The following is a 26,723-nucleotide window of genomic DNA, read 5'->3' as shown; positions in this document are numbered from 1 at the left end:
CCGGCGTCAGGCCACCGCCGATAGTTTGATGATTTCCCCACTTTCGCCTCGCGCGCAACCCATTCGATGCTCGTACCGGCCCCATCCCGTCCGGGCGTACACGCGGCAACCGCTATGTACATGCGCGTCTCCAATTGCGGGTCGCGCGGACGACCACGCCCCTTTTGTGTTGCCTCACTCATGTCGATCTCCTGAGCCGCCGCGGTGCCTCGTGAGCACGAGTCCCAGGATCAGTGTTCAACACCGTGTGGTGCCGGTGCAGGCAAGCCGCTTGCGCAGCGTGTCAACCGAACGCGCGAGCGTGGGTCGACTGGCACGGATTGCATTGGCGAGGCGCGGGCGCCCTGCTTCACGCCGTGGGGCGCCACTGTCGTTTGCCAGACGCATCACGTGTGATGCGTCCTCCGCGAACTCCCGGGAAATGTGCGCCCAGCCCCACGGCGTTGGTGCGCTCCATCTCCTCGGCGACCCGGACGCGCGCCCGCGCCGCTTCGGCAGGATTTTCATCGAGCCGGTCGGTCCACCCGTCCTCGACGAGCAGCACGGGGTGATGCGCTGTATCGCCCAGAAGCAGAACCGGTCCCTCAGCGGTGTCGACGTCGACGATGCAGTTGCCTGGCGTGTGTCCAGGGAAGAGCCGCAACGATATCGACGAGGTGATCTCGGTCTGGTCGCCATCGGCCACATTCAGAAGGTCGGACACCGCCTTCACGGCGTCGTGCACCCCCGTCATCGCCGGACTGCTGCCTGTGTCGCTGCCCAGGCGGTCGAAGTCGGCGCGGTGACAGTAATGGCGGGCGTGACTGAAAACCGGCTCACCGGCCGGCGCGATCCACCCGACGTGGTCGACGTGCAAGTGCGTCAGGATGATGTCGGTGACCTCGTCGGCGGCGGTTCCGAGTTGGCCGAGCGAGGTCAGCAGTTGGCCGCTGTGGTCGAGGATGTCGATATTGGGTCCGATCCCGGCGTCGATGAGGATTGTCCGTCCTTCTGTGCGGATCAGGAAGCCTCCGAGGGGGAGCACCCATCCCGCGTCGTCGAACCATGGGGAGCTTGTTTGCCAGTCCGACGCCGCCGACGACGGTGCTTCAAGAAAGTCGCTGGGTTGGATGCGGTGCTCGGCGTCCGACACGTAATCGATTCGGCTGATCGCCATTCGAACCTTCCTGAAATGAGTTGGTAACAGGCCACTGTCCGAAGCTGGTGCGCGTTGCGGGCCTGACTAGAAGCCCTCGGGCCGTCGAGGAGTGTAGGGCTCGGTCAGCATTGTCAGTTCCTCTTGAGAGAGGCGAATCTGCAGCGAGGCGACGGCGTCGTCGAGATGGTGGGGTTTTGTGACCCCGACGATGGGTGCGCTCACCGCGGCCTGTTGGCGCACCCAGGCGAGCGCGATTTGTGCGCGCGAAACACCGCGCTGCTCAGCGATCCTTGCGACGGCAGCGGCGATGGCGCGATCGGATTCCTCGGCTTGACGGTACAAGAACCTGCCGAACTCGTCCTTGCTCGCACGTGCCGTCGACGCATCATCCCAGTCGCGGGTCAACCGACCGCGAGCCAATGGTGACCACGGCAGCACTCCGACTCCGGAAGCCAGACAGTAGGGGTGCATCTCGCGTTCTTCCTCGCGTTGCACGAGGTTGTACTGGTCCTGCATGGAAACGAAGCGCGTCCAGCCGTGAAGCTCTGCGGTGTGCTGCATGCGGGCGAACTGCCATGTCCACATCGATGAGGCGCCGATGTAGCGCACCTTTCCGGCTTTCACCACGTCGTGCAGTGCCTCCATCGTCTCCTCGATCGGTGACGTGGGATCGAAGCGGTGGATCTGATACAGGTCGATCCAGTCGCAGCGCAGGCGACGCAGCGATGCATCCACTTGTTCCATAACCGCACGGCGTGAGAGTCCGTATCCGTTGGGGCCGGGGCGCATTGGTGCGAAGAGCTTCGTAGCGATTATGAATTGTTCACGGGATCCGACGTCGGCGACGAAGTTGCCGATGACCTCTTCACTCGATCCGCTCGAATATTCGTTCGCGGTGTCCAGAGTTGTGATGCCGGCCTCCATGGCCGCGATCAGCAGTGGTCGCGCCGTGTCCTCGTCGAGCACCCAGGAATGCCGACCGCGACTGGGATCACCGAAACTCATGCACCCCAGAACGATTGGTGATATCTGCAGTCCGCTTGTTCCCAGTCGAATTGGTTCAGCGTTGGCCATCTTGGTTACTCCGTAGGTTGGGATGAATCGTTGGAATGGTGTCCTGCCGCAGGCTCACCGGTTGGTGTCTCCCCGATGTGCTGCTGCGAGTGCCTCGATCCACACCGACTTGACGCTGCGTCCCGTCGCCTCAGCCGTAGCGACGCAGTCCCGGTGTTCCGGCTTCACGTTGACGACTTCGCCGTCGAGCGTGCCGAACTTGACGCTGATCTGATGACCGTCGATGCTGACTGATTCGAAACGCCGTTCCAGGGCCCATCGGTGCTCGACCCGCCGGACCCGAACCCCGAGAGTGGTAGTGTGCCGCAGCAGCGCACGGGCGACCGCGCGTTCGTGCGATGTGGAAACCAGGGCGGAGAGCATGATTCCGGGTCGGCCGTTCTTCATGCCCGCTGGCGTCGTCCAGGCGTCGTGCGCACCGGCATCCAGACACGCCTGTAGCACGTTGGGCACCCATTCGGGCAGCATGTCGTCGAGATTGGTCTCCAGGACTAATGCCGCCCTACCAGGATCCGGCTGCGCTGGATCTGGTGTACCGAGGACCGCGCGCGCCACATTCGGCACTGCCCCCCAATCAGCGGTGCCCGATCCGATACCGATGACCGACAGCGTCATCGATGGCATCGAGCCGAACCGATCACTCAGGGATTTCACCAAGGCGGCCCCCGTCGGCGTTACCGTTTCGCCCTCCACGTCAATCGCGTACACGGGACTGCCGCGGAGGATTTCCAAGGTGGCCGGCGCCGGCAGGGGAAGTACGCCGTGTGCGCTGCGGGTGGTTCCGCGGCCCATGGGAAGCGGTGAGCAGACGATCTCACCGACCGCCAGCTGGTCCAACGCCAGTGCGACACCGCAGATGTCGACGATGGCATCGAGCGCCCCGACCTCATGAAACGTCACGTCGTCGGGTGAAATGCGGTGCACGTGGCCCTCGGCCACCGCAAGCACCTCGAAGGCCCGGTGGGCTCGTGCCTTCGCGCCGGCGGGCATCGAACTGGAGTCGATGATCGCGCGAATATCCTGAATCCGCCGATGGGCGTGTTCGTGGGGAGCGTTCACGGTCAACGCTGTTGCGCCGATGCCGTGACGCTCGACTGCACGTATGTCGAGACCGACACCGGTGACGGGTAGCTTCGCGAGAATATCGGCCAGTGACGCTCCCGCATCGATCAGCGCCGACAGCAACATATCGCCGGCGATCCCGCCGACGCAGTCGATGTAGAGCGTGCAGCTCATGAATGGCCGACGATCCGCGCGGCGCCGCACGCCGCACCGAATCCGTTGTCGATGTTGGTCACTACGACGCCCTGGGCGCAGCTTGCCAGCATCGCGTTAAGTGCGGTTTCGCCGCCGCGCGCGGCGCCGTAGCCGGTCGATGTCGGTACGGCGATGACGGGGCACGCCACGAGTCCTCCGACTACCGAAGCCAGTGCAGCGTCCATGCCTGCGACCACGATCAACGCCTGCTCACGGCGCAAGTCGTCGACGCGTTCGAGTAGCCGCCACAGCCCAGCCACGCCCACGTCGAGGTGAAGACTTGATTCGATACCGAGGAACTGCAGTGTGCGCTGCGCCTCTGCCGCCACTGATCGGTCTGACGTGCCTGCGGCGACGATGCCTACTCGTGCGTTCCGCTTCCCCAGCGTCCCGTTGAGAAATGCCGTCTGCGATAAGGCGTCATAGTCGACGATCGCGTGGGTGTTCTCGCAGACCAATTGCCGTTGTTGCTCCGACATGCGGGTGAACAGCACGGGGCCGACTCCATCAGCGAGGAGGCTCTCGACAATACGTGCCACGTCGGCAGTGCTCTTGTTCAAGCAGAACACTGCTTCCGGGAGGCCGATTCGGGCCAGCCGATCGCGGTCGTAGATCAAAGTGTCGGCTGCCGGGGAAACGGTGTTCTTCGCGGGTTCGTCCATGGCGTTCATCTTGTGCACTAGATTACGGACCGATACAGTCTCTATCAAGCGGGTCTCCGATTCCGTCGCAGGACCGGCTAGGCGAAGTTGAAGGGCAACTGACCACAATGACGGCATTTACGTCGCTCCGCGACAACATGTCGCGGGCAAGTCTGAAGAAGCCCGTGGCGGCAGGCGAGTCGCTTTCGAATTTGCCGCGGCGCATCACTGCGGAGCTGGTTGGCGGCCTGACGAGGCGGTACAGCGCGGTGGTCAGCCCGACGGAGCCCGGACTGGTGGCGGGAACGGCGCTGGTCCACCCGGCATCTGCGGATCCGGCTGGACGATGGGACATCCTCGCTGTCGAGGGCGAATCGGCCGACCGCGGGCAGCCGCTGGTTTACATCGAGGGCAGTGCCTGGGAGATCTCTGTGGCCGAGGATCACGTCATGGGGGTTCTCGGGTTCGCGGGCGGGGTCGCTCGGCGTGGGTCTGAGATCAAGGCCGAAGCGCCGGCAGGGCTTCGCGTGGTCTGCGGCGGCTGGAAGAAGCTGCCCGCCCAGCTCAAGCCGGTGCTGCGCGCCGGTCTCGACGTAGCGGGTTTGTCCCACCGGCTCCTCGACGGCGAATTCGTCTACGTGGGCAAGAATCAGGTTGCGATGCTCGGCGGTGTGCCGGCCGCGGTGACGGCGGCACGCGGATTGGACAACGGACCGGTTTCCGTCCAGGTCGTCGACGTCGCACAGGCCTTGGAGGCGGCCGACGCCGGTGCGGAAGTGGTCATGGTCGACACCGGTCGTCTGGCCGATCTCGAGGCGGTCAGTTCTGCGATGCACGCGTGCGGCGCGGACGTCCTGCTCGCCTACGCAGGTGGGGTGAACGCGACTCAGCTGCGGCGCATCGCCAATCTCGGCGCGCACATCGTGGACATCGGCCGCGCGGTCCTCGATGCACCGCTGTGGGATCTGCACATGGAAGTCGTCGTATGAAAGGGCCGGCCGAGTTCGACGCGGTCGCCGAGGTGCTGGATAGCTCACCGCGCCGCGTGGTCGCCTGCAGCGGTGGTGTGGACAGCCTCCTGCTGGCCGACGTCGCACATGAGTTGCGGCCGAACACGACGATCATCGCACACTCGGTATCCCCGGCTGTTCCGCCATCGGCTACACAGCGGGTCCGGCAGGCGGCGCGCGAACTCGGCTGGCGGCTCGAGTTGGTCAACTCCCGCGAGTTCGCGGATCCTGACTATCTGGCCAACCCGAAAAACCGTTGCTACTTCTGCAAATCCAACCTTTACACCGAACTGGATCGGGTCAGTGCGGCAGCCCGCGAGCGCGGTGTCGACTGGGCGGTGATGAGCGGCGCCAACACCGACGACCTCGGCGAGTACCGGCCTGGGCTGACGGCCGCTGCCGAGCACGACGTTCGGCACCCTTTCGTCGAGGCTGGCCTGAGTAAGGCCGAAATCCGCATGCTGGCGCGGCAGCGGGGGAGGCTGTGGCACGATCTGCCCGCGGCGCCTTGCTTGGCTAGTCGGCTCTACACCGGAACCGCGGTCACCGCAGAGCTGTTGCGGGCGATCGACCGCGGCGAGAACGTATTGCGGGCGCGTACGGGGCTGCAGGTGGTGCGCTGCCGGATCAAGGCAGACGAAGTCATCGTCGAAGTCGGCGCCGACGCGCGCGAGGAGGTGACGCCGAGTGTGCTGTCCGACGTGCTCGCCACGATGCGCCGCGCGGCGCCCGGCCTTCGGTCCATCACTCTCGACGAGGCCCCCTATGCGCCAGGGCGGGCGTTCGTGACCTTGACGGCTCCGTCGGGTGTCGGATAGATGACTACGTCAGTGTCGCCGAGCACGTTGCGAAACAACAACTCTCGGCGCCAGCAAGGGGCCGGCCGCCCTCGGAATCCCGAGGTCGAACGGCGCGCGCTCGAAGCCGCCCGGTCCATCTACGGCGAGTCCGGAAAGTCCTACGTCACCTTCAGCAACGTTGCGGCGCGGGCGTCGATCGGAAAGGCTGCGCTGTATCGGCGTTGGGCGTCGCCCGTCGATCTGCTGATGGACGCGCTACGTTCGATTCCCCTGCCAGGCGCGATCGCAGATCTTGGTGACGTGCAGACGGAACTGGCGCAGTTCTGTCGTGCATTGATGGAGCTGTACGTGTCGCCGGACGGTGCGGCGTTGATGCGGTTGACGACTGAATTCCACGATGAAACGGAGCCGTTTCGGCAGTGGATCACCGACGTGTCGCGGTCCATGATCGCTCACGCGGAGACGGCGCTGGACCGTGCGATTCAGCGGGGCGAGTCTGTACCGAACATGTCCGCTGAGGCGGTAACTCAGGTCCTGACGGGCACCGTACTCAGCCATACGGTGTACCGGCTGCATGCGGACCAACCGATACCGCGTCATGAATTGGGGCAATTTTGCTGGAACCTCGCGGGTTTGGCGCTGGGTCGCGTCGAGACGACCCGAAAACCCGAACACCAGCGCTTTCTGGCGGAGACGCATGCGACCGAGACGGTGGTTGCCGGTGGCAGGAAGGCCAACCTGATCCGGATCGCCCAGCAAGTCGCCGCGAGCCGAGGCTTCGCCGAGCTGACCCTGGCTGATATTGCGAAGTCCGCAGGTCTGACTACGCCGGCTCTATACACCCATTTCGCTAGCCGCGCAGAGTTGATTGAACAGGTCCTCGAGGTCACTGCTCGTGAGTATGTCGAAGACCTGGCGCAAACTGATGAACCGTCGGGTTCTGTCGAGGTGCGACTTCGCACTCGGCTACACCGGTGGGCCGCCATGCCGACGCCGCGCTTGCGTCTGCTCAACGACGCCGTCTTGCATATCCACGACTCTGTCAGGGTCAAGTCCGCCATACAGCGGGCGCGTGGAGCGTGGGACGCGTTCGTCCGCGATGTCCTTGCCAAGGGCGTGGACCGTGGTGAAGTGCGTCGCGATGTGGACCTCGATGTCGCGGTCGAGTTGTTGACCAGCTGCTTGTTCGGAGTCGAGGTGGCTTCGGACACGGGGTTGGCCGAATCGACTCTGCTCGACCTGAGCGACCGGTTGGTGGACATGTTCCTCGCGTACGTCGGGGGTGGTGGGTGGACCGTCAGCGGCATTGACGAACGACCACCGTCCGAATTACCTTGCACTTAATCCGGATTAAGGTGGAATGGGAGAAAGTCGATGGCGAAACGCATCACGATGGTCGCGGCGATCGTCGAAGACAACTGCACAGGCTGCAACAAATGCGTGCTGACCTGCCCGACGGTGGCGATAACCATGCGACCGAGACGTCCCGACGAACCGGGTCCCGGTCGAAACATCGCCGTCGTGCAGGACGATGTCTGCTACAACGCGCAGAACTGTATGGAGTTGTGCCCGGACGACGCGATTGTGATGCGTCCGTTGGAGGAACCGTTCGAGGTCGGCAGATTCGAGCCCGAGGCGTCTGCCGATGAGATCGGGCAGCTGTGCATGCAGTGCGGGGTACTGCCCGACATGTTGATCTGCGTCTGTACCGACACCACTGCGGGTGAGCTGGCGGCGGCCATTCTCGACGGAGCACACACACCGGAGGACGTCGCCATCAAGACGGGGGCGCGAACAGGTTGCGCGGAAATTTGCCTTGACCCGATCCTGCGGCTGCTGGCCGCCGCGGGACACGGCGATGCCCCACGAAACCCGCGCAACGGTTACCAGTGGTACGGAATTCCGGGCAGGCTCATGAATTTCGTGGGCGCCGACGGTCAGGTCGATCCCGATCTGGCGAACGCCTATCCGCACATGCGAATGCAAAAAGATGTGAACGCGATGATGTTCAAGATGGATGAGGCCTGATCATGACCATTGCCATTCCCGCGCCGTCGCTGTATCCGACGTGGAACGGGCGCACGCCGGCAGATGTGGTGACAACGCGAGCGGCTGAGCTCGACGGAATCGTCACGTTGCCGATCCGCGAGCTCACACCCTGGCTTCCCAAACCGATTTGGGCACCCGAAGCCCGTTTCGGGCCCACTGATCTCGACGAGGTGCGCGGCCGCACCCGGGCCAGGCTCGAGTCGGTCGACTGGTCCAAGATCCAACGCGGGGACAAGGTCAACCTGCTCGCCAACCCGCATGGCTTTGCGCTCTCGGGGATGGCCTACGTAGCGCTGCTGGAAGAAATCCAGAAGTATGTGCAGGAGACGACGGGTGCCAAGGTCAGACTGCGGATCGCCGAATCGATGGGCCACATCGAGAATCCCGACTGGATGAAGATCTACGACTTGGAACGCCGGTTCGGCGACGCCAAGGAATGCCCGCAGATCGGTCAGGGTGTCGAGATCGAAACCCGCGTCGGGCCTATGTATCTCACCCGACAACTGTTCAACGGGGATCACTTCATCCACACCCACGTCACAGAGATGCGCGAAGGCTACCTCCATCGAATGGTCGACCGCCTGTACAAGCCGTTCGGGATGGGTTACACGCGGCTGGAGACGAGGTCCGCGTATCACTTCGGCTACGGCCCACGAACCGGTCAGCTGGTGGCCCGCGCCGTCTTCGACAGCCACTACGTGCAGCAGCGCTATGTGTCGACGGTGGTACTCAACACCAGCCCGGAGGGAGTCATCGACGTCGACGCGGACAACGATCTCGGCCTGCTCGACCAGCGCGTTGCCACCGACATCTTCCGCAACTATGCCGTGTTGATCCGGCTGATGAGCGAAGTGAAGGACGTGACCGTTGTGTTCGACGGTCACGGCAACACGATCTACAGCTACGCGGGTGGCATACCGTTTGATGTCCTGTACTACGCCAACGCAGATTGGCTCGACCTCGACAACCCTGCGCTCTATGCGGTGCTCATGCCCGAGTCGATCCGTGGCATGGTGGGGCAATACATGATGGGCGAGAACGCCAATATCAAGGCATTTGTCATCAATTACATGGCCGGCGGTGTCCCGTACATCTACCTCCTCAAGGGCGTGCCCACCTTCGTCACCAGCAGGAAGGTGATGGACTGGTTGGAGCAGGACCCGTCGGGGTGCTGGATCGGTAATCTGGCCGAGGTGACTGACGGTCTGGCCGACGCCGTCGCGCGGGGCAAGGCGATCGCGCAGTCGGACAACGTCCTCGTCTACGACAACCTGCCCGGTGCCTTGCACGTTTCGGAATCGCTCGCGCAGGAGCTCCGCGAGGCTGCCCCGCGGGTGATCGAGGACGTCGAAAAGGTGCGCATGCCAAAATGGCTGGCACAGCGTGGTCTCCCGACTGTCTCCTTGAGCTGAGTGCTTTATGCCTGAAGTGGAGCTGCTGGACAAAACCGAAGTCTGGGTGCGCGGAATCACCTTGCACCACACAGATCTGCGCTCTCTGGCCGCCACTGCGGCCCAAGCGTTACAGCTCGGCCCGAATCTGGTATTCGTCACCGACGCGCGCGACGACCACGTGGTCTTCGACGTTCTGCAACCGCGAATGGAATTGGCGAATATTGTTGGCCGACAATCTGAATTACTATCGGCGTTAGCGGATGTTCGTGGCGTGACCCTTTCCGACGATGCGTCAGTGCATTCCCGTGGAGTCATCGGCATGATCGGCACCCCGCCCGACGAGGTGGACGAGACTCTCGCTCGAGCAGAGCGGATCGACCAACAGCTACGCACTTACGTGTCATCGCGCGTGGCGGTCGTGTCGACCGGCCCAGAGGTGGTCGCTGGAAATATCGAGGACACCAACGTCGCGGCGGTGGTCGACGTCATGGGCGGCGCAGGCTTCGAAGTCACGGCTGCGGGCGCCGTAGTCGATGACGAGGACGCCATCGTCGGCCGCGTATTGCGGCTCGTATCAGACGGTTTCGGCGTGGTCATCACGACCGGTGGCGTGGGGGCCGAAGACAAGGACCGCACGATCGAGTCGCTGCAGCGGTGTGATCCCGATCTGGCGACAGCGGTGCTGGCGACGTACGCGGTTGGCCACGGGCGCCACGTCAAGCCGCACGTGCGAGTAGGAGTTGGCCAAGTCCAGTGGACGCGGGTGATCGCCCTTCCTGGACCGACCCGTGAGGTGCAGGCAGCTCTACCCACTTTGGTGCGGGGTCTGCAGGAAGGCTGGACCAAGCAGCATCTCGCCCAAGAGATCGCCGAGGTGCTCAAACAGTGTCTGCGACACCATGATTGAGACAGTATCGATTAGCTTTCAACCGGCGGAGCGGAGCTGATGCCGAAGCTCATTCTGTTGGTCCGCCGACGTGACGACTTCACCCACGAGGAGTTCGCGGATCGCTACGAGTCCGGTCACGCACCGCTCGCTCGGCGCACGCTGCCAAAACTTCGCAAGTACGTGCGCAACTACCTGACGCCCGTGCCTGGCATTCCCGAGCTGAATTTTGACTGCTGCACCGAATTCTGGTTCGACAGCCAAGGCGACTTGGAAGAGACATTGGCCTGGTACGCGACCGAAGAGGGCCAGGTGCTTGTCCGTGATGAGGCCGAGTTCATGGATCGAGACTCGATGCGCGCCTTCATCACGCAAGAGACTGAGTTGACCAACAATTAGGAGCTGACGCCCTCCATCGCCAACGGCCGCGATCCCGCTGCGTACGCAGGGGCCTCTTCGTGGCGCGCATCTGCGGCGACAGCGGGTGATTACACCGCACGGCGGGCGCGTGCAAGTATTCGGTCGTGACGTTGCGCGATCGATCAGGGCGGGCGGTCTTGGGGAATCGCGAAAACGTCTGAGCCCCAGCGTGACGTCCTATCGTAACTCTCCCCGGCCACACGCGGTGGGTCGCTAGACATCGGTGTGGTTTTGTGGCGGCTTGCGATCGCGTTTCTTTGCAGCTGCGGATTCCGACCGTGTTCCGTACAGCGCGAAATCGCATATCTCGTCGATGAGCCGATCGAATGGAAGCGAGTCTTCGGCTTGGGGCAGAATCCAGTCGCCGTGACTCGCGATGCCCGCGATCATCGCGAGAGCAAGTCGAGACTTGATTCGCATCGATTCCGGGGTGAAGCCGCGCGACCGCATCTGCTCTTCGGTGAGCGGAGCCAGGCTGTCGATCAACGTGTCGAGCGTCTGCTGGAGCATTGCCCAATTGGCGTCGCCGAGAACGGAGCGATCGGCCAGAACCCGCGTGATGAAGGCGCGGTGTCGTAGGAAATTGGTGGTCATCTCGGCGACGAGGTCCCGTGTGAGGTCCCACGTCGGTACGTCGGTGCCCGGCTGTCCCTTCTCGGCGCGCGACTGCATGACCGCGAGGAATTCGCGAAACGGTCGGAGCGCGGCTTCGCGGATCAGTTCCCCGATGTCGGGAAAGTGGCGCTGAAGCACAGTCCTGTGAATACCGGATTCAGACGCGATGTCTTGAGCGGTGACAGCGAGCCCCTTCTCGATCACGACGCGCTCAGTCGCCTCGAGCAGCTGTTGCCGTACCTCGGCCGGACGTCGACGGGACCGGCCGCGGGGCTGATTCGCCAGTTCGGGGTCGGAGCCTTCCATGGAGCAGATGATGGCACAGCCGATCAATGAGGAACGTATTCGAAGAGGCATCGGCCGTCCTGCAAGCAGCATCAATGTAGCTTGACAAGCATCACTGATGCTGCTTAAGTAAGGTGACCCGCGCCACACCCCAACACAGTTCAGGAGACGCTATGACGACGGAGATCGACCCGGCAGTCGGCGACGCCCTGCGGATGCAGCCGTCAGTCGGCGACCAGGCCGAGGCTGAGCAGATGTACTCGGTTCTCAACCCGGAATACCCCGCGTCGTACTGGCAGGTGGCGTTCTCGGCGGACGTGGCGGTGGCCGAGGTTGTTCCGCTGCGCGTCCTAGAACGCGACATCGTGGTCTGGCGCGACTCGGGCCGCGAACTGCATTGTGCGTCCGCGCATTGCGGACACCTCGGCGCACACATGGGTTATGGCGGCGAGGTGATCGACGACACGCTGCGCTGCCCGTTTCACGCATGGCAGTACGACGCCGCAGGCAAGGTCGTCGCCATCCCGGGAATTGAGGGGCGCCTCAAGACCCGAGCCTGCCTGCAGGTGTACCGGGTCGTCGAGCGGTACGGCACGATTTTCCTGTGGAACGGTCCAAGTGTTCCCGACCATGACCTACCCGACGCGCTGGCCGAGGCGGGGCTGCGAGAGGACGACGTCTACTTCGAACACATTCGCTTCAAGCTGCCGTTTGCAGGCAAACCGTTGATGGAAAACGGGCCTGACGCCGCACATTTCAGCGCGCTGCACGGCTTTGGCAGCTGGGGAGATTCCGAGATCCTCGTCCACGACGCCACCAAACTCGAGTTCATCGCACACTTCTACGACAGGCTGTCCTATCCGAAATGGGCGGATGTGAAGCGCGCTTACCGCCGCGGCGAGTTGCCCGGGCTGCTGGTCGACGCTATGACCAGCGGAGACGTCCGGTCCATACCCTACGGTTCCGGGATCCACCTCTACACGATCGCGCCGTCGCAACAGCCCATCGATCGCAGCGATGCTTCGGTCAAACTACTTCCGCGACTCTGGGTGGCTGTGGCGAAAGCCGCCGCTGAGGCGGCGGGCGAGGGTGCATACATCCTCAGCCACACACCCTGCGACAAGGATTCACACATCCTGTACGGCACCTTCTTCATGCCTCGAGTCAAGAATCCGGTGCTGCGCGCGTTGAGTAAGCCGATCGCTAAAGAGATGATGGCGCGGTTGCTGTTCTTCGCGGTCTGGCAGGACGCCATGGTCATGATCCATCGACAGGAGCCCGACAAGCCCGCATACCACAGGTTTGACCGCAGGCTGCTCGAGCTTCGGCAGTTCTGGAAAGATCGCACCGCGATTGCGGCGAGAGGCGCTGAGACATCGCCGGCGACCCCTTCGGATCACAAGGGGGCACGTTGAAACTCGGTCACCTAGGCCGCTTCGCGGTGGCACTTCTTACTCTCGAGTCCGGCGTTCGGCTGTACCGCCGGCACCGGGATCGTCAACTCGCCTTCATGCCGTACGGCGTGAACGGCGGCAGCTATGGAGCCGTCATGCGGCAAGCGATGCGGGCGGCTGATCCGAGGTCTGCTGACCATTCAGGCGGTGTTGGTCCACAGACCCGCAAAGCGCGATACGCCCTTCGCTGACGCGTAACGCACGGCTAAAGCCGCTCGTGATACCGTAGTTTCACGTGTGGCGCGTCGTTGTCGGCTCACAGGAGCAAGCCGGTCTGGCAGCGCGGTACCCAGGCCGGCCACAGCTGCGCATGTCGACGTGCGGTCCGCCGACCCCGGTGCAGCAGGTCCACATCGTCGAAACTGCCACCCGCCACTTGCGTTCGGGCACGTGTAATGGTCGAAGACCGTTCGCGATCTCACGTCTCGAGCGGCGGCCTCAACCGGCTGGCGTTGCAGTCAGGGACTCTGCGATGTCTCGATAGCAGTTGCTTCAGCGGTCACAGGGTCGCTTGCGCCGGCCCGTAGGTGACGCAGGTGGACTGAATGGGATCGCCGTAGCGAGAGCAGCCTTTTCCTGTCGCGGTGTAGACGGCCCCACGGGCTGTGTGCTCAAGAAAGATCTTGGCGACGTTGTTTCCAGGCTCGGATTTGCAGCGGCCGGGCTGTCCGGCGGCCGCGACGCACACCGTTACCGAGTTGACCGCCGTCTTGCCTGGGCACTTCCCCGGAGTCAACGTCGCGGTGACAAGGTCGACGCCATAGGCCATATGCGCGACCTCAGGTGCAGTCAGGGTGAAACCACATAGTTCGTCTGCGGAGGCAGTCGGGCTCAGAAGCAGCCCGGTGGTGGCGGCCACCGCAACAGCGGCCGCCCCCCATTTCACCACGGATACCGATCCACGGTGGGCGCGACCCGCGTACGTAGCCGATCGTGAATCGCAATGCTGTCGGGTCGCTTTCATGGGCATCAGTCCACTCCGCTTGATCGAGATGGGGGTCTACTTGAGATGGGCTTGTAAGTCGCTCACCATCGCCTGCAGCGCAGAGCTCCACGACGGCCAGCCGTGATCGCCGTCCGTCGGCAATTGGAAGGAAGCGTTCGCGCCAGCGAAGGTTCGGTAACTTTCCATGAACTGCAGGTTGCTGCCCTGCGCCTGATCGGCGTAACCGAGCATGGCGGCCGGGTCGCTCGCAACCACCGACCGGGGACTGTAGAGCCAGACTCGGGTGTTGTTGCGGATGAGATTATTGATGTTGACGTGGGGGTCGTGCCATTTCCAGCGGCCAAGCTGCGGCAACCCCCACATGTTGCGGGTGTCGACGCCGCCGTAGCGCTGGAGCCCAGCGGTGATGGCGCCGTTCATCGCGGTCGCCGAGGGTGTAACGAATCCCGACATCGAGCCCGCGTAGCGGAAGCGATCAGGATGGGATGCGGCCAACGTGAGCGCGGCGGTCCCTCCTTGGGAGGCGCCGACGACGCTGTGTCCGCCTGGCGCCAGTCCTTTGTTGGCTGCCAGCCAATCGGGCAGCTCACGAGAGAGGAAGGTGTCCCACTGCCGGCTTCGATCCTGCTCCCAGTCGGTGTAGAGGCTCCACGCGCCGCCGGCTGGGGCCGCAACCGACAATCCGCTGCCTGCCAGGATGGTCATGGCGTTACCGGCAGTCACCCAGTTGCTCACCTCCGGCGCGGCGTTGAAGGCGTCGAGTAGGTAGACCGCGTACGGGCCGCCAGCCATGAAGGAGACCGGGATATCACGGCCCATCGCCGCCGACGGCACCAAGAGGTTCTCGACGGTCGGGGCGGCCCTCGCTGCCGGGGCGAAGGTGGCCATCGCGCAGGCGATAGCCGCGATGACGCGCGCTGCTCTCAGTGACCATCCGCGGTACGCGCTCTCGCTAACCATCCTCACCCCATATCCGGTCATCCGCCGAAACCTGCGGCCCGCCAACGACGGCACAGCCCGCCGCGGATACGAGTCGAGTGCGATTACTCTAACCACGTTATACCAATGTCACAAGGTCGTGACGGGTGTATTACGTGCCTCATTGCGTGGTTGCAGTGCCGAGCATGACGCCTCGGGTGCGGTACACCGACGGCGGTACGCCCGTCCACCGTCGGAAGGCTCGAGTGAAGGCTGCGGGCTCGGAGAAGCCAAGGCGTTGCGACAGCGCGGCGATGGTCTCCTCGCCTCTGCTGAGGCTCTGCAGCGCCTCGTCACGGAGCACCTCGTTCTTGATGTCTACCAACGAGGTGTTCTCCAGGCGCAGTCTCCGGTGGAGCGTCTGCCGGCTCATGCCGACCTGGGCCGCGATGTCGTCGGCGCTCGCCCCCCGACAACCCACCCATGCCTTCAGTAAGGTGCGCACCCGCTCGGCATGGCTTGGCTGTGCGGTGCATTCGGTCATCAGCCCCAAGGGCGCATTGTCCAGGAAGGTTTCGACCTCTTCACAGGTCCGGCCAAGGGGCTCCCCAAGCGACCGGCTGGCAAAGAGCAGTGCCGCCTGGGATGTCGAGAACCGCACCGGTGCACCGAACAGAGATTCGTACTCCTCCGATTGGGCGGCATCGGACGGTTGGACCCGCGGAAGCTGCACCTCAATCAGGGGGAGCGGATGGCCGATCGCCCAGTTGACGATGCGGTGTCCCACGGCGACCATCGCCTCGGTGTAGGCGTGATCGGCGCGCCCGCTGCCGTGCGACTCGATTGCGAGCGTGACGGTTTCGCCGTCGTCCACGCAGGTGATGGCGGGGACCCCGGGCACCGCCGAGCGAAACTGGGCGTACCGTGCCAAGGCCGAGCGCAGATCGGGGCTGCTCGACAGGGCGTATCCAAGCATCCGGAACGTGCCGCGGGGTACCGGGTGCGTGCCCAATCCGAGAAGGTCGTCGCCGGTCGACCGCCAGAGTTCCCGGAGCAGCCTGGTGAGGCCCGACTTGGTGATGCCGAGACAATGAGCGTGTTGGCCGGCGGAGACCATTCCCGTCGCCTGCAGCACCGGTTTCAAATCCCATTTCTGCCGGCGAGCCAACGCCAGAAAGTCGATGACGCGGTGTTGAGACAGGAGGTACTGGACGTCATTGGACGGTGGAGTCCGCGCCTCGCCTCGCTCGCACTCGGTCCTGCTGACCGCGTTCAGCCCCGCTGCACCCGTTCGCGATGAGCGCCCGGCGGAGTGCGCCAGCCGAAGCGATGTCACGGGCCTACCGGGACCGCCGGCCGCGACACGGTCGGTGCGGACCGTCACGTCGTGCGACCGAGCCTTCGATACGACCGTCAGCCGGGATTGCGCCCCCCGGGACCGACCTCCCGTGGCGGCGGACGTCGTGCGGACCGTGGCGAACGTGCCACGGTCGAGCAGCGGCGGGATGGCGCCCACTGGGTTTACCGGCGGCGGAGTGTCCTGGCTCACACAAATAGTATAACCTGGTCATCGCATTGCGTGTCGACCGTTACGGAAGCGACCATTGCCGGCACTCGTCGAGGACGCTCACACCACGGGGCGCGGCGCCCACGGCCCAAAGAAGAGGAGAACATTGTGGTGAAGACTGGCGAACGGCTCCAAAGCCAGGTTTGTGACACGCAGGTGATCGTCGTCCGGGCAACCGACGCGCTGGCCGATCTGCGGGCCGGCGGTGTCCCGATGATCCCTCTGGGCGCTGAGTCGACGGGCGCCGCGACGATCGACCCGGCCTGGTCGGACGGCAATCTGATGGGCAAGAGGTACACGACACCCGACGGCGCAGAGGTCTTGGTCACTCGTGCGGGCGTGGGCACGCTCGCGGTGGGGCAGACGCCGTTGGTGCTCAAGCAGGCTGCGCCGTTGCCGGCAAGCGATTGACAACAGCATGTCGGCGGCTGAGCCGATGCGACGAAAGATAGGGATGAGCATGCGATTCATGACCGCGGCGGCGGTTGCCGCCGGTGGAATGTGCGCGAGCGTCGTGCTGGCCACGCCCGCCGTCGCTGAGCCGGTCGAGGACCCCTGCGGCCTCGCTGTCACGCTTCTGTGCCGATTTGCCCCCATTGCCCCGAGCCTCGACCACGACGTAGACCTCACTCAGGACTCGGCGGTCGTCAATGGTCAACAACTGCCGAGAACTCCTGAGGCTCCCGAGGGTGCCGTGGAGGAGCGGATTCCTCCCGATCCGTGCGCGACGGGCTGCATTTGAGTGCGGCCGCCGCGCACGACGGGGGAACATCATGGCTCTAATTTCAACTGATACGCGACCACCGTTGGCGGATGGCGGTGGACGAGTGATCGGGGTCGGTCAGTTGCGCAGCGACGTGGTCACCATGGTGCTGACGCTTCGACCGGGTGAACGCGTGCATGTTCATCGCCGTGGGCGGCCGTGCGCAGTGATCCGGTCGGCAAGTGACGGCGAAGGTCATCTGGAACCGCTGCCGAGCGGAACCTTGCGCGTGAACGTAGCCGAATTGCGCTCGCGCGCGGGAAGATTCTCGACCGGGTATCCGAGGGGCGGCGGGTCGAAGTCGCCCACGGTCGGCGAGTAGTCGCGACCATCGAACTGGACACCTCCTGAACTGCTTGCACGTTCGCGGCCCTCGCGCGACGAGCGCAGGCTTGCGACGCGCGACGACTGCCTCCTACGATGGGGTTATCGGACGAGATTCGTCGGTATTAGGGCCTGGTCGCTTCGGCGCCTGGAACGTCACCGCCATGTGGCCACCGGGTGCTGGAGTCGGCTCCGTCCATCTGCGGCACAAATGATTGGGGAGCATGACCGTGACCACCACCGAAGTCGACCCGCGCACGCCCGTCATCGTCGGAGTCGGGCAATTCGCCGAGAGGGTGGACGACCACGATTACCGTGGGCTTTCACCGATCGACTTGGCGGTGGCCGCATCGCGCGCCGCGCTAATCGACACCGGAGCAGACTTCGACAGCCTGATCGGTGCGATCGACACGATTGCTGCGACGCGCCAGTTCGAGGACTCGACTCCCGGCGCGCCCGCCCCCCTGGGCAAGTCGACGAAGTTCACGCTATCGGTCGCGCAGCGCCTCGGTGTGACGCCGAAGCGCGCCGTACTCGAAATCGCCGGAGGACAGTCACCACAGCATCTCGTGACCGAATTCAGCCGCGAGATCGTAGACCACAACGCCGAGATCGTGCTGCTGACGGGTGCCGAGGCCATCTCCACTATCCGACATCTCGCGAAGTCGGAGAACAAACCGGACTTCTCCGATGACCCCGACGATCCGGACGGCGTCTTCGAGGACCGCGGGTTCGGCCTCCGCGGTCTCGTCACGATGGAGCAGGCCAACCACGGACTGGTGAACGCGCCCGTGCAGTACGCCCTCTTGGAGAACGCACGGCGGTCGGCGAAAGGCGAAAGTCGCGAAGCGTACAAGGCCGCGATGGGTGAGCTGTTCGCCCCGTTCACCAAGGTGGCCTCTGCGAACCCCTACTCGACCGCACCCGAAGTGCGCACCGCGGCCGAGCTCGTCACCGTGACCGAGCGGAATCGACAAATCGCCGAGCCTTACACCCGTTTCGTAGTCGCTCGTGACCTCGTCAACCAGGCAGCCGCTGTGCTGCTGACCTCGGTGGGCGCGGCGCGCCGACTGGGTATCGATGAGGGCAAGTGGGTGTTCCTGCACGGCCAGGCCGACCTGCGGGAGAGGGACCTTCTCGAACGCGCCCGTCTCGAGACCGCACCCGCTGCCCCGATGGCGGTTCGCCACGCCCTGGAGGTCGCGGGTATCGGGATGAATGACGTTGACTTCATCGACTTGTATTCGTGCTTTCCGATCGCAGTCACCAACATCACCGAGGCTCTGGGACTCTCGCCCGACGACCCGCGTGGTTTCACGCTCACGGGCGGTCTGCCGTTCTTCGGGGGACCAGGCAACAACTACTCGATGCACGCGGTCGCAGAGGCCGTGGCACGGCTGCGTGACAAACCCGGCAGCTATGCGCTCGTCTCCGCGAACGGCGGTGTCCTGTCCAAGACCTCGGTGGGCGTGTACAGCACGACCCCGACGGAGCTCCGTCCCGATGCCAGCGATCGCCTTCAGCGTGACATCGATGCTGCGGATGCACCGCGCCATGAGCCCCGCCCGCGCGGGTGGGCCACGATCGAGACATTCACCATCGAGCACAGTCGCCGTGGCCAGACCGGCATCGTGATCGGTCGTCTCATCGCCGACGACAAGAGATTTATCGCGATGGTCCATGCGGGCGACACCGAACTGATGACGCTGCTTCAGGAGGCCGACGACCCGGTCGGGCGGCCGATCTTCGTGACTCCCACCGGTCGGGGCAACCGGGTCACGATCAGCGAGGCCAAAGCCGCAGAACTTTTGCCGCCGCGCACGCCCACGCTGCGCGACGACTACGAGTTCGTCCAGGTACGCCGGGCGGGACACCTGTTGGAGATCACCATCGACCGCCCCGAGGTGCGCAACTGCCTGCATCCGCCGGCTCACGAAGAACTCGACGATGTCTTCGACGCCTACCTGGCCGACAAGGATCTGTGGGTGGCGATCATCACGGGGTCCGGAGACAAGGCCTTCTGTGCCGGCAACGACCTCGTCTACAGCGCGAGCGGCAAGCCGATGTACGTGCCGCTCAACGGTTTCGCCGGCCTCACCAGCCGGCGATTGACCAAGCCGGTGATCGCCGCGGTCAACGGGTTCGCTATGGGAGGCGGCTTCGAGATCGCCCTGGCCTGCCACCTGGTCGTGGCCGACCAGTCGGCCACTTTCGCGCTGAGCGAGGTGCGGGTCGGGCTGATCGCGGGAGCGGGCGGCCTAGTCAGACTGCCTCGGGCCATTCCGCAGAACGTCGCCAACGAGCTCATCCTGACAGGTCGCCGTATCGGCGCGGAACAAGCGCGGGAGCTCGGCGTGGTCAACAGAATTGCGCCGGCCGGCCAGGCGCTGCAAGTGGCTCGAGAACTTGCCGAAGAGATCCTCGCCGGATCGCCCACTTCGGTGCGGCTGTCCCTGCAGCTGATGCTGGAGACGCAAGGCGTTGCCGACACTGTGGACGCCGTCACAGCTCCCACGGATGTCGTCGACGAACTGATGACCAGTGCGGATGCGATCGAGGGCATGACGGCATTCGCGATGAAACGAAAGCCGCACTGGCAGAACCGGTGACCGCGATACCGCGCGGAGAAAACGACCAGCAGTAGCCACGGCGAACAGAAGGGGCGAAGATGCCTGATCAGAACCTCCCACTCAGCGGTGTCCGCGTCATTGACCTGACCGATGGCGTCGCCGGCGTCAGCGGACGAATCCTCGCCGACCTAGGCGCTGACGTCGTCCTCGTCGAACCTCCGGAGGGTGTGCCCTCACGTCGGCAAGAGCCACAGCACGAGGGGCACAGCCTCCGATTCGCGACCGCGCACTACAACAAGCGAGGCATCGTCCTGGATCTCACGAGCGAGCCCGACCGCGAGGCGCTGCTGAGGCTACTCGACGGCGCCGACGTGGTCTTGGAGTCGTACCCGCCGGGCCATCTGAAAGCTCTGGGCATCGGCCCCGAGCGCATGCGCGAGCGCAATCCACGCCTCGTCGTCGGTTCCATCACCAACTTCGGCCAAGACGGCCCCTTCGCAACGTGGCAGGCCACCGAGCCGGTGCTGACGGCTATGTCGGCTGCGCTGACCCGGTCCGGGGCTCCGGGCCGGGAACCACTGGTTCCGCCGGGCGAGCTGGCCAGCGAAACGGCCGCGGTCGAAGCCGCCTTCGCCGTGTTGCTGGCGTACTACCGGGCCAGGGCCACCGGACACGGGGACCATGTCGACTGCTCGATCTTCGACCTGGTGCTGCGGGGCCTCGATCCCGGGTTCGGCGTGGGCGGTTCGGCGACCATGGGCCAGCCGCAGGTCAACGCCCCACACGAGCGTCCGGACCGCAGGATGCTCTACCCGATCTTCCCCTGTGCAGACGGCCATGTGCGCATGTTCATCGCGTCGGCCAAGCAGTGGCGTGCGTTGTTCGGTTGGCTGGGGAAGCCGGAAGAGTTCGCGGACCCGTCGTACGAGCAGATGTTCACTCGCCTGATGAACTGGGACAAGATCCGCGATGCCCTGACCGTTTTGTTCGCCGATCAGAGCCGTCAGCAGATCGTCGCCAAGGCAACGGAATTGGGTATCGCCGTGGCCGCGCTGCACACGGCCCAGGAGGTGCTCCGCTCGGAGCATGTCCGCGAACGCAACTCGTTCATCCGCGCCGAAGTAGCGCCGGGCGTGACCGCCGCGGTCGCGAACGGTTTCGTCGAGATCGACTCATACCGTGCAGGATTCAGGCACCGCGCCCCGGAGCTCGGGGAGCACACCATTGCCGTACTCTCGGAGCAGCGGAGAGGGTCCCATGAGCACCGCAACGCCGGGCCAGTTTCCGGGAACCGTCCGCTCGAGGGCATACGCGTCCTCGACCTCGGCGTCATCGTGGTCGGGGCGGAGACCGGGCGGCTGCTCGCTGATCAAGGCGCCGAGGTCATCAAGGTGGAGAACCGTGCGTTCATCGACGGGCTGCGCCAGTTCGACCAGCCGACCAGTTGCAGCTACACCTCGGCCCTGGGCAACCGTGGGAAACGCAGCATCGGGCTGAACCTGCGCAGCGACGCCGGCAAGGAGATCTTCAAGAAGCTGGTCGCCGAATCCGATGTGGTTCTGAGCAATTTCAAGCCCGGCACTCTCGAGTCGCTCGGTCTGGATCACGAGGCGCTGCGGACGATCAATCCGGGCATCATCAGCATCGAGAGCAGTGCACTGGGCAGCACCGGCCCGTGGAGCAGGCAGATGGGTTACGGCCCCTTGGTGCGCGCGACTGTCGGCCTGACCGAATTGTGGCGGCACCCCGACTCCGCGGAGGCGTTCGGCGACGACATGACCGTGTACCCGGACCATTCCGCAGCCCGCGTCGGCGTCACTGCTGTCATGGCGGCTCTGATCGCCCGGCAGCGATCGGGCGCCGGCTGCAAGATCAGTCTCGCGCAGATGGAAACAGTGTTCAGTCAGCTCGCCACCGACTACCTGCGTGAGTCCTTGACACCCGGCACGATGGTCGCGCGCGGCAACGTCGGTGAATTCGACGCTCCGTCGGGCGTTTACGCCTGCACCGGCGAGGATGCGTACTGCGCGATCGACGTGAACGGGGACGCTCAGTGGGCCGCCCTGGCCGAGGCGATCGGCAGGTCCGACCTGGCCGAAGATCCCGCGTATGCCAGCGCCGCCCAGCGGGTCGCGAAGCGGGCCGACCTCGATGCCGCGGTCCAGGAGTGGATCGGTCCGCTCACGCCGTGGGAGGCACAGGACCGCTTACAGGCCGCCGGGGTGCCGGCGGGTGCGGCCGCCCACGTTGCCGATCTTCTGCGGAACCCCCAATTGGTTTTCCGGCGGCAGCTGGGACATCTCGTTCAGCCGGGATTCGACGCGCCACTCGACGTCGACATGGGCCCGGCCCTCTTCGAGAAGCTGCCCGAACCTGAGTTGAGGCGGGCGCCCCTGATGGGTGCCGACACCCGGGACATCTGTAAGGAGATCCTGAAGTTGGCCGACGGTCAGGTCGACGACCTGATCGCCGAGGGAGTCCTCGAGGTCTCCGGCGGCTGAACCGTGCAGATCCGCGAACATGTCGGTTCGTCGAAGCCCGCTCTGATCCTGCATCCGTCCGGAACATCGATCAGTTTCGCCGAACTCGAGGAGGCCGCCAACCGGTTGGCGCATGCGTTTCGCGCCGCCGGACTGCGCGAAGGCGACGTGATCGCGGTCATCATGGAGAACAACGCCCACATCCACTCCGTCATGTGGGCGGCCAGGCGGTCCGGCCTGTACTACGTGCTGGTCAACACACTTCTCACGGCGGCAGAAGCCGCTTACATCGTCGACGACTGTTGCGCGAAAGCGGTAATCGGCTCGCGCGCCACCCGTGCGCTGTGTCAGGAGTTGCCGAAGTTTCTGTCCGGTGGCTTGCCCGCCTTGAGGTTGATCGCCGACGCCGATGTCGGCGGATGGGAGCGCTATCCAGGAGCCGTGGCCCAACACCCGCCCACTCCGATCGCCGACGAGGTCGAGGGTGACTTACTGCAGTACTCCTCGGGTACTACCGGTCGCCCGAAGGGGATCGTGCGCGCCCTGACGCATACGAGTCCGGCGACGTCGCCCTGCTTGCTGACGCCCCTTTTCGATGCGGTAGGCATCGACGGCGAGTCGGTCTATCTGTCGCCGGCACCGCTGTATCACACCGCGCCCAGCTACTGGTCGTTGTCGGTGCAGTCGCTGGGCGGGACCGTGGTGGTCATGGAGAAGTTCGATCCGCGTCAGGCGTTGGCCGCGGTCGAGAGATACCGGATCACCCATGCCCACTTCGTTCCGGCGATGTTCGTGCGGATGCTGAAGCTGCCGCCCGAGGTGCGCAACGCCTACGACCTGTCGAGTCTTCGCCGTGTGGTGCATGCGGCGGCCCCGTGCCCCGTCGAGATCAAACGACAGATGCTGGACTGGTGGGGTCCGATCATCGACGAGTTCTACTCCTCGTCGGAGGGAGCCGGAACAAGCTTCATCAGCGCAGAGGAGTGGTTGTCACATCCCGGGTCGGTGGGGCGGCCATTGGTCGGCACCCCCCACATCCTCGATGACGAGGGAACCGAACTCCCTCCGGGCGAAATCGGCGACATCTACTACGACGGAGGCCTCCCGTTCACGTATCTGAATGATGCGCACAAGACTGCTGAGAATCGTGATCGCCGGGGCCGGGTCACCGTCGGAGACGTCGGCTACCTGGACGAGGAGGGATACCTGTATCTCACGGATCGGCGAGCCCACATGATCATCTCGGGTGGCGTCAACATCTATCCCCGCGAGACAGAGGATGCGCTCATAGGTCATCCGAAAGTGCTCGACGCCGCCGTCTTCGGCATCCCGGATCCGGAGATGGGGCAAGCGGTCAAGGCGGTGGTGCAGTTGACCGATCACTCCGACGCCACCGAGGAGTTCAGCGCGGAACTACTCACATGGTTGCGCGGTCGCCTGGCGCATTACAAGTGTCCTCGATCGATCTCGTTCGAGGAGCGATTGCCACGAGCTGAAACCGGCAAGCTGTACAAGCAGGAACTCGTGGCGCGGTACTCGGCGAGGTCCCCGTGAGCGGATAGGGGCGTGCTCGTCGGCGCGTGCCCCCTTTTGTACGGTTTCCGTCCGTAATGATGGCGGCGCCGGCCGGAGTAGGCCGACCATTCCTTGTTTCTCCGCCTCCTCAACGGGTTACCTTTGCGATAGAGGTCGTACACGACCTTTTCGGGACGCACACCGTCCGCTATGGCGGGCGTGATGCTCTGGACAGGGGAGGCGGCGTGGCTCAGCCCTTCAACTACGGCCGGTTCATGTCTGGCACCGATGCTCTGATGCACGCGTTCGAAACCGACCCGAGCATGCGCACGGCGGGGGTCGGTCTCTTCCTCCTCCAGTCGCCCCCCGACCGCAAAAAACTCACTCAACGTGTCGAGTTGTTGACGCGCTTCGTACCGAGATTCCGCCAGAAGGTCGTCGAGGTACCGCTGCGGATCTCGGCCCCCCGCTACGTCGTGGATCCTGATTTCGACTTGAACTACCACCTGCGTTGGCTGGCGTTGCCACCGGCCTCCTCGCTGCGCGACCTCCTCGACTATGTGCAGGTGCAACAAGTCCAAGATTTGGACAAACACCGTGCGCAGTGGGAGATCACGGTCATCGAGGGGTTACCCGACGGAGGCGCGGCCCTACTGTTCAAGGCCAGTCACACCTTGACTGACGCCGTCGGTGGCATCGCAATGCTGGCTCCCCTGTTCGACGGGATGGCCGAAGACGACGTCGCCGGACCGGCCGCGCCACTGCCGGAACGACCGACCGCCTTGGACCTCGCCCGCGAAGGAGTGCAGAACGAATTCCGGTTCGGCGCAAGAACTGTTCGGGCTGCGGCGGGGTGGGTGGCTTCCGCGGCCGGTCATCCCGCGACATCGGCGGTCAATGCGGTGCGAGCCGTCCGCAGCATCGGGCAGGTGATGGCCGGCGGCTCGGCCCAACGGAGCGCGCTGACCACCAATCGGTCGCTGAGTGTGCGGTGTGACCTCATCAGCCGACCGCTGGCCGATCTCAAAGCTGCTGGCCGAGTAGGAGGCGGCAAGCTCAACGACGCCTTCGTGGCCGCGGTCGCTGGCGGCATGCGGATCTATCACGAGCGTCATGGGGTCGACGTCGGAGATCTGACGATGATCATGCCGATAAACATCCGCGATGAGAAGACCGAAGGCGAGGCCGGTAACCGTTGGGTGGTGACGAAACTCGCGGTGCCTGCGGGGGAGTCAGATCCTGTGAGGCGGATTCAGCTGATCCACGACAGATCTGACATCGCGCGCCGGGATCCCGGACTGAACCTTTTCACCTCGTTGGCGGATGTCCTCACGCGAATGCCGCCGCAGCTGGTGCTACCGGTGTACAAGGCCGGCATGGCACGCGGTCTGGACCTCGGTACCAGCAACGTGCCAGGACCGCCGGTGCCACTCAGCATCTGTGGAGCTGAAATCGCGAAACTGTTGCTCTACGGTCCCATTGGCGCAGTGCCCACGAATCTCACCCTGGTGTCGTACGCCGCCAACGTCGACGTGGCTGTGCAGTCGAACGTCGGCGCCATACCGGACGGTGAGGTCTTCGTCGAGTGCATGGAGCGGGGATTCGACGAAGTCCTGGACTTGGCGAAGTGAGTCAACTGACGCGGGCGGGAGCGTCCAGCGAAGTCACCAAGGCGTCGGGAGCCAGGAATGAGACCGCGTCACGCCGGAGATTCTTTGGGAGTTCCTGCGAGAGCAGCGTGCCCAGCGTATCTGCACCCCGTTGCGGATCCGCGATCATCCATGAGTGGCACGCGCGCGGGACCACGTGGAGCTTGGCGTTCGAATGCCGCGCCGTTGCCTCGGCGTTGTGTCGAGGGACGACTAGGTCGTTCTCCGCGTGCACGACGATGAACGGAACATTGCTCGTACGCGCCTGACGCAGCAGCTCTTGTGTCGGCGCGGAGCCGGCGATAGCTCGCATGACGCCCGCCAAGGACTGGGGCCGTCGGCCCCATCGTCCGAGAGCTGCTGCCATTGATATCCCGTAGAGACGCCGTTCGCGCCAATCAGAGCATCGCCACCAGTCGACGGTGGTGTCGTACAGGCCGCCCACCACGCCGACCGGCAGGGTTATGAACGACTGGAAAGCCTTTTTGGCACTCGCATCGAAAGCGTCGCCGGCCGCAGCGTCGAGCAGAACTGCTGCGGCCACCCTGTCTGGACACGCCGCCGCCAGTTCAATGGTGGCGCGCCCGCCCATCGAGTGGCCGACCACCACCGCACGCCGGACTCCTAGAGCGTCCATGGCGCGTGCCACGAGATCCACACTCGCGCTGAAGCTTTTTCCCGGCAGTGGGGCGGTACGACCGTGCGCAGCCGCATCGATCGCTATCACCCGGAAACCGTGCGCACTCAGTCGACTCAGGAAGCGCATGTAGACGCGAGTGTTCAGCGCAATGCCGTGAAGGAAAACCAGGGGGACCCCACTCCCGCCGACCATGACACCGACACGGTGACCGTCGTCGAGTTCGACGATGTGGTGACTCATCCGCGGCGACGGAACCCGTCTCGGCTGGCGCTTCATGTCGTTCTCCGTTCGTCGCGCATCTCATGGTGTCACCCAGTTTCGATCTTGG

The 26,723-nt window shown here is 64.5% G+C and carries 23 protein-coding genes; 14 read left to right on the top strand and 9 right to left on the bottom strand.

Features of this window, described 5'->3' with window-relative positions; all coding sequences use genetic code 11:
• Positions 1-349 precede the first annotated feature (349 nt).
• The 4 genes from AU194_RS20170 to larB all read right to left on the bottom strand — a co-directional run bounded on the left by AU194_RS20170 (position 350) and on the right by larB (position 4,131).
• Positions 350-1,156 (bottom strand): MBL fold metallo-hydrolase, encoded by an 807-nt coding sequence (locus AU194_RS20170; RefSeq protein ID WP_059091031.1) that lies wholly within the window; start codon positions 1,154-1,156, stop codon positions 350-352.
• Between the two features lie 66 nt (positions 1,157-1,222).
• Positions 1,223-2,212: an aldo/keto reductase gene (locus AU194_RS20165; RefSeq protein ID WP_059091030.1), complete on the bottom strand. Its 990-nt coding sequence runs from the start codon at positions 2,210-2,212 to the stop codon at positions 1,223-1,225.
• A 54-nt stretch (positions 2,213-2,266) separates the two neighbouring features.
• Positions 2,267-3,448, bottom strand: coding sequence for a nickel pincer cofactor biosynthesis protein LarC (gene larC, locus AU194_RS20160; RefSeq protein ID WP_059091029.1), 1,182 nt, complete (start codon positions 3,446-3,448; stop codon positions 2,267-2,269).
• The gene (gene larB / locus AU194_RS20155) at positions 3,445-4,131 is read right to left on the bottom strand and encodes a nickel pincer cofactor biosynthesis protein LarB (protein WP_059091107.1); all 687 of its coding nucleotides are present in this window, start codon (positions 4,129-4,131) and stop codon (positions 3,445-3,447) included. The genes larC and larB overlap by 4 nt, the downstream gene beginning before the upstream one ends.
• A 107-nt stretch (positions 4,132-4,238) precedes the next feature.
• On the opposite strand from larB, the gene AU194_RS20150 reads away from it, so the two are divergent.
• The 7 genes from AU194_RS20150 to AU194_RS20120 are packed head-to-tail and all read left to right on the top strand — an operon-like array spanning position 4,239 to position 10,648.
• Positions 4,239-5,099, top strand: coding sequence for a hypothetical protein (locus AU194_RS20150; RefSeq protein ID WP_082698736.1), 861 nt, complete (start codon positions 4,239-4,241; stop codon positions 5,097-5,099).
• A complete protein-coding gene (larE, locus tag AU194_RS20145; protein ID WP_059091027.1) occupies positions 5,096-5,938 on the top strand; it encodes an ATP-dependent sacrificial sulfur transferase LarE in 843 nt (280 codons plus the stop codon). The genes AU194_RS20150 and larE overlap by 4 nt, the downstream gene beginning before the upstream one ends.
• The gene (locus AU194_RS20140) at positions 5,939-7,264 is read left to right on the top strand and encodes a TetR family transcriptional regulator (RefSeq protein ID WP_059091026.1); all 1,326 of its coding nucleotides are present in this window, start codon (positions 5,939-5,941) and stop codon (positions 7,262-7,264) included.
• 30 nt (positions 7,265-7,294) lie between these two features.
• The gene (locus tag AU194_RS20135) at positions 7,295-7,948 is read left to right on the top strand and encodes a (2Fe-2S)-binding protein (protein ID WP_059091025.1); all 654 of its coding nucleotides are present in this window, start codon (positions 7,295-7,297) and stop codon (positions 7,946-7,948) included.
• Positions 7,949-7,950: 2 nt separating this feature from the next.
• Positions 7,951-9,381 carry a hypothetical protein gene (locus AU194_RS20130; RefSeq protein ID WP_059091024.1) on the top strand — a complete coding sequence of 477 codons (1,431 nt, stop codon included), beginning with the start codon at positions 7,951-7,953 and terminating at the stop codon, positions 9,379-9,381.
• A 7-nt stretch (positions 9,382-9,388) separates the two neighbouring features.
• A complete protein-coding gene (locus AU194_RS20125; RefSeq protein ID WP_082698735.1) occupies positions 9,389-10,270 on the top strand; it encodes a molybdopterin-binding protein in 882 nt (293 codons plus the stop codon).
• Positions 10,271-10,309: 39 nt separating this feature from the next.
• Positions 10,310-10,648, top strand: coding sequence for an EthD domain-containing protein (locus tag AU194_RS20120; protein ID WP_059091022.1), 339 nt, complete (start codon positions 10,310-10,312; stop codon positions 10,646-10,648).
• A gap of 234 nt (positions 10,649-10,882) precedes the next feature.
• On the opposite strand, the gene AU194_RS20115 is transcribed toward AU194_RS20120, so the two are convergent.
• Entirely contained in the window at positions 10,883-11,590 is a 708-nt protein-coding gene (locus AU194_RS20115) for a TetR/AcrR family transcriptional regulator (protein WP_059091021.1), read from the bottom strand.
• A gap of 152 nt (positions 11,591-11,742) precedes the next feature.
• On the opposite strand from AU194_RS20115, the gene AU194_RS20110 reads away from it, so the two are divergent.
• On the top strand, positions 11,743-12,984 hold the full coding sequence (locus AU194_RS20110; protein WP_059091020.1) for a Rieske (2Fe-2S) protein: 1,242 nt from the start codon (positions 11,743-11,745) through the stop codon (positions 12,982-12,984).
• Positions 12,985-13,522: 538 nt separating this feature from the next.
• On the opposite strand, the gene AU194_RS31910 is transcribed toward AU194_RS20110, so the two are convergent.
• The 3 genes from AU194_RS31910 to AU194_RS20100 form a co-directional block, all read right to left on the bottom strand.
• Positions 13,523-13,882 (bottom strand): hypothetical protein, encoded by a 360-nt coding sequence (locus tag AU194_RS31910; RefSeq protein WP_157576297.1) that lies wholly within the window; start codon positions 13,880-13,882, stop codon positions 13,523-13,525.
• Positions 13,883-14,023: 141 nt separating this feature from the next.
• Complete coding sequence (locus AU194_RS20105; RefSeq protein ID WP_157576295.1) at positions 14,024-14,857, bottom strand: alpha/beta hydrolase-fold protein; 834 nt, start codon at positions 14,855-14,857, stop codon at positions 14,024-14,026.
• Positions 14,858-15,068: 211 nt separating this feature from the next.
• A complete protein-coding gene (locus AU194_RS20100; RefSeq protein WP_157576293.1) occupies positions 15,069-16,436 on the bottom strand; it encodes an AraC family transcriptional regulator in 1,368 nt (455 codons plus the stop codon).
• A 126-nt stretch (positions 16,437-16,562) separates the two neighbouring features.
• Here AU194_RS20100 and AU194_RS20095 point away from each other — a divergent pair, with 126 nt between their 5' ends.
• The 6 genes from AU194_RS20095 (at position 16,563) to AU194_RS20070 (ending at position 25,737) form a co-directional block, all read left to right on the top strand.
• A complete protein-coding gene (locus AU194_RS20095) occupies positions 16,563-16,865 on the top strand; it encodes a hypothetical protein (protein WP_059091018.1) in 303 nt (100 codons plus the stop codon).
• A 58-nt stretch (positions 16,866-16,923) separates the two neighbouring features.
• On the top strand, positions 16,924-17,196 hold the full coding sequence (locus tag AU194_RS20090) for a fibronectin-binding protein (RefSeq protein WP_231743496.1): 273 nt from the start codon (positions 16,924-16,926) through the stop codon (positions 17,194-17,196).
• Positions 17,197-17,765: 569 nt separating this feature from the next.
• Entirely contained in the window at positions 17,766-20,150 is a 2,385-nt protein-coding gene (locus AU194_RS20085; RefSeq protein WP_059091016.1) for an acetyl-CoA acetyltransferase, read from the top strand.
• A gap of 59 nt (positions 20,151-20,209) precedes the next feature.
• Complete coding sequence (locus AU194_RS20080; RefSeq protein ID WP_059091015.1) at positions 20,210-22,612, top strand: CaiB/BaiF CoA-transferase family protein; 2,403 nt, start codon at positions 20,210-20,212, stop codon at positions 22,610-22,612.
• Positions 22,613-22,615: 3 nt separating this feature from the next.
• Positions 22,616-24,145, top strand: coding sequence for a fatty-acid--CoA ligase FadD4 (gene fadD4 / locus AU194_RS20075; protein ID WP_059091014.1), 1,530 nt, complete (start codon positions 22,616-22,618; stop codon positions 24,143-24,145).
• 206 nt (positions 24,146-24,351) lie between these two features.
• Positions 24,352-25,737 carry a wax ester/triacylglycerol synthase domain-containing protein gene (locus tag AU194_RS20070; RefSeq protein WP_197417681.1) on the top strand — a complete coding sequence of 462 codons (1,386 nt, stop codon included), beginning with the start codon at positions 24,352-24,354 and terminating at the stop codon, positions 25,735-25,737.
• 1 nt (position 25,738) lies between these two features.
• Here AU194_RS20070 and AU194_RS20065 read toward each other — a convergent pair whose 3' ends face one another.
• Positions 25,739-26,671: an alpha/beta fold hydrolase gene (locus AU194_RS20065; protein ID WP_082698732.1), complete on the bottom strand. Its 933-nt coding sequence runs from the start codon at positions 26,669-26,671 to the stop codon at positions 25,739-25,741.
• Between the last annotated feature and the right edge of the window lie 52 nt (positions 26,672-26,723).

Origin of the sequence: Mycobacterium sp. GA-2829 (genome assembly GCF_001499965.1) — a bacterium.
GTDB lineage: Bacteria > Actinomycetota > Actinomycetes > Mycobacteriales > Mycobacteriaceae > Mycobacterium.
This window is presented reverse-complemented; position numbering and strand designations above follow the sequence as displayed.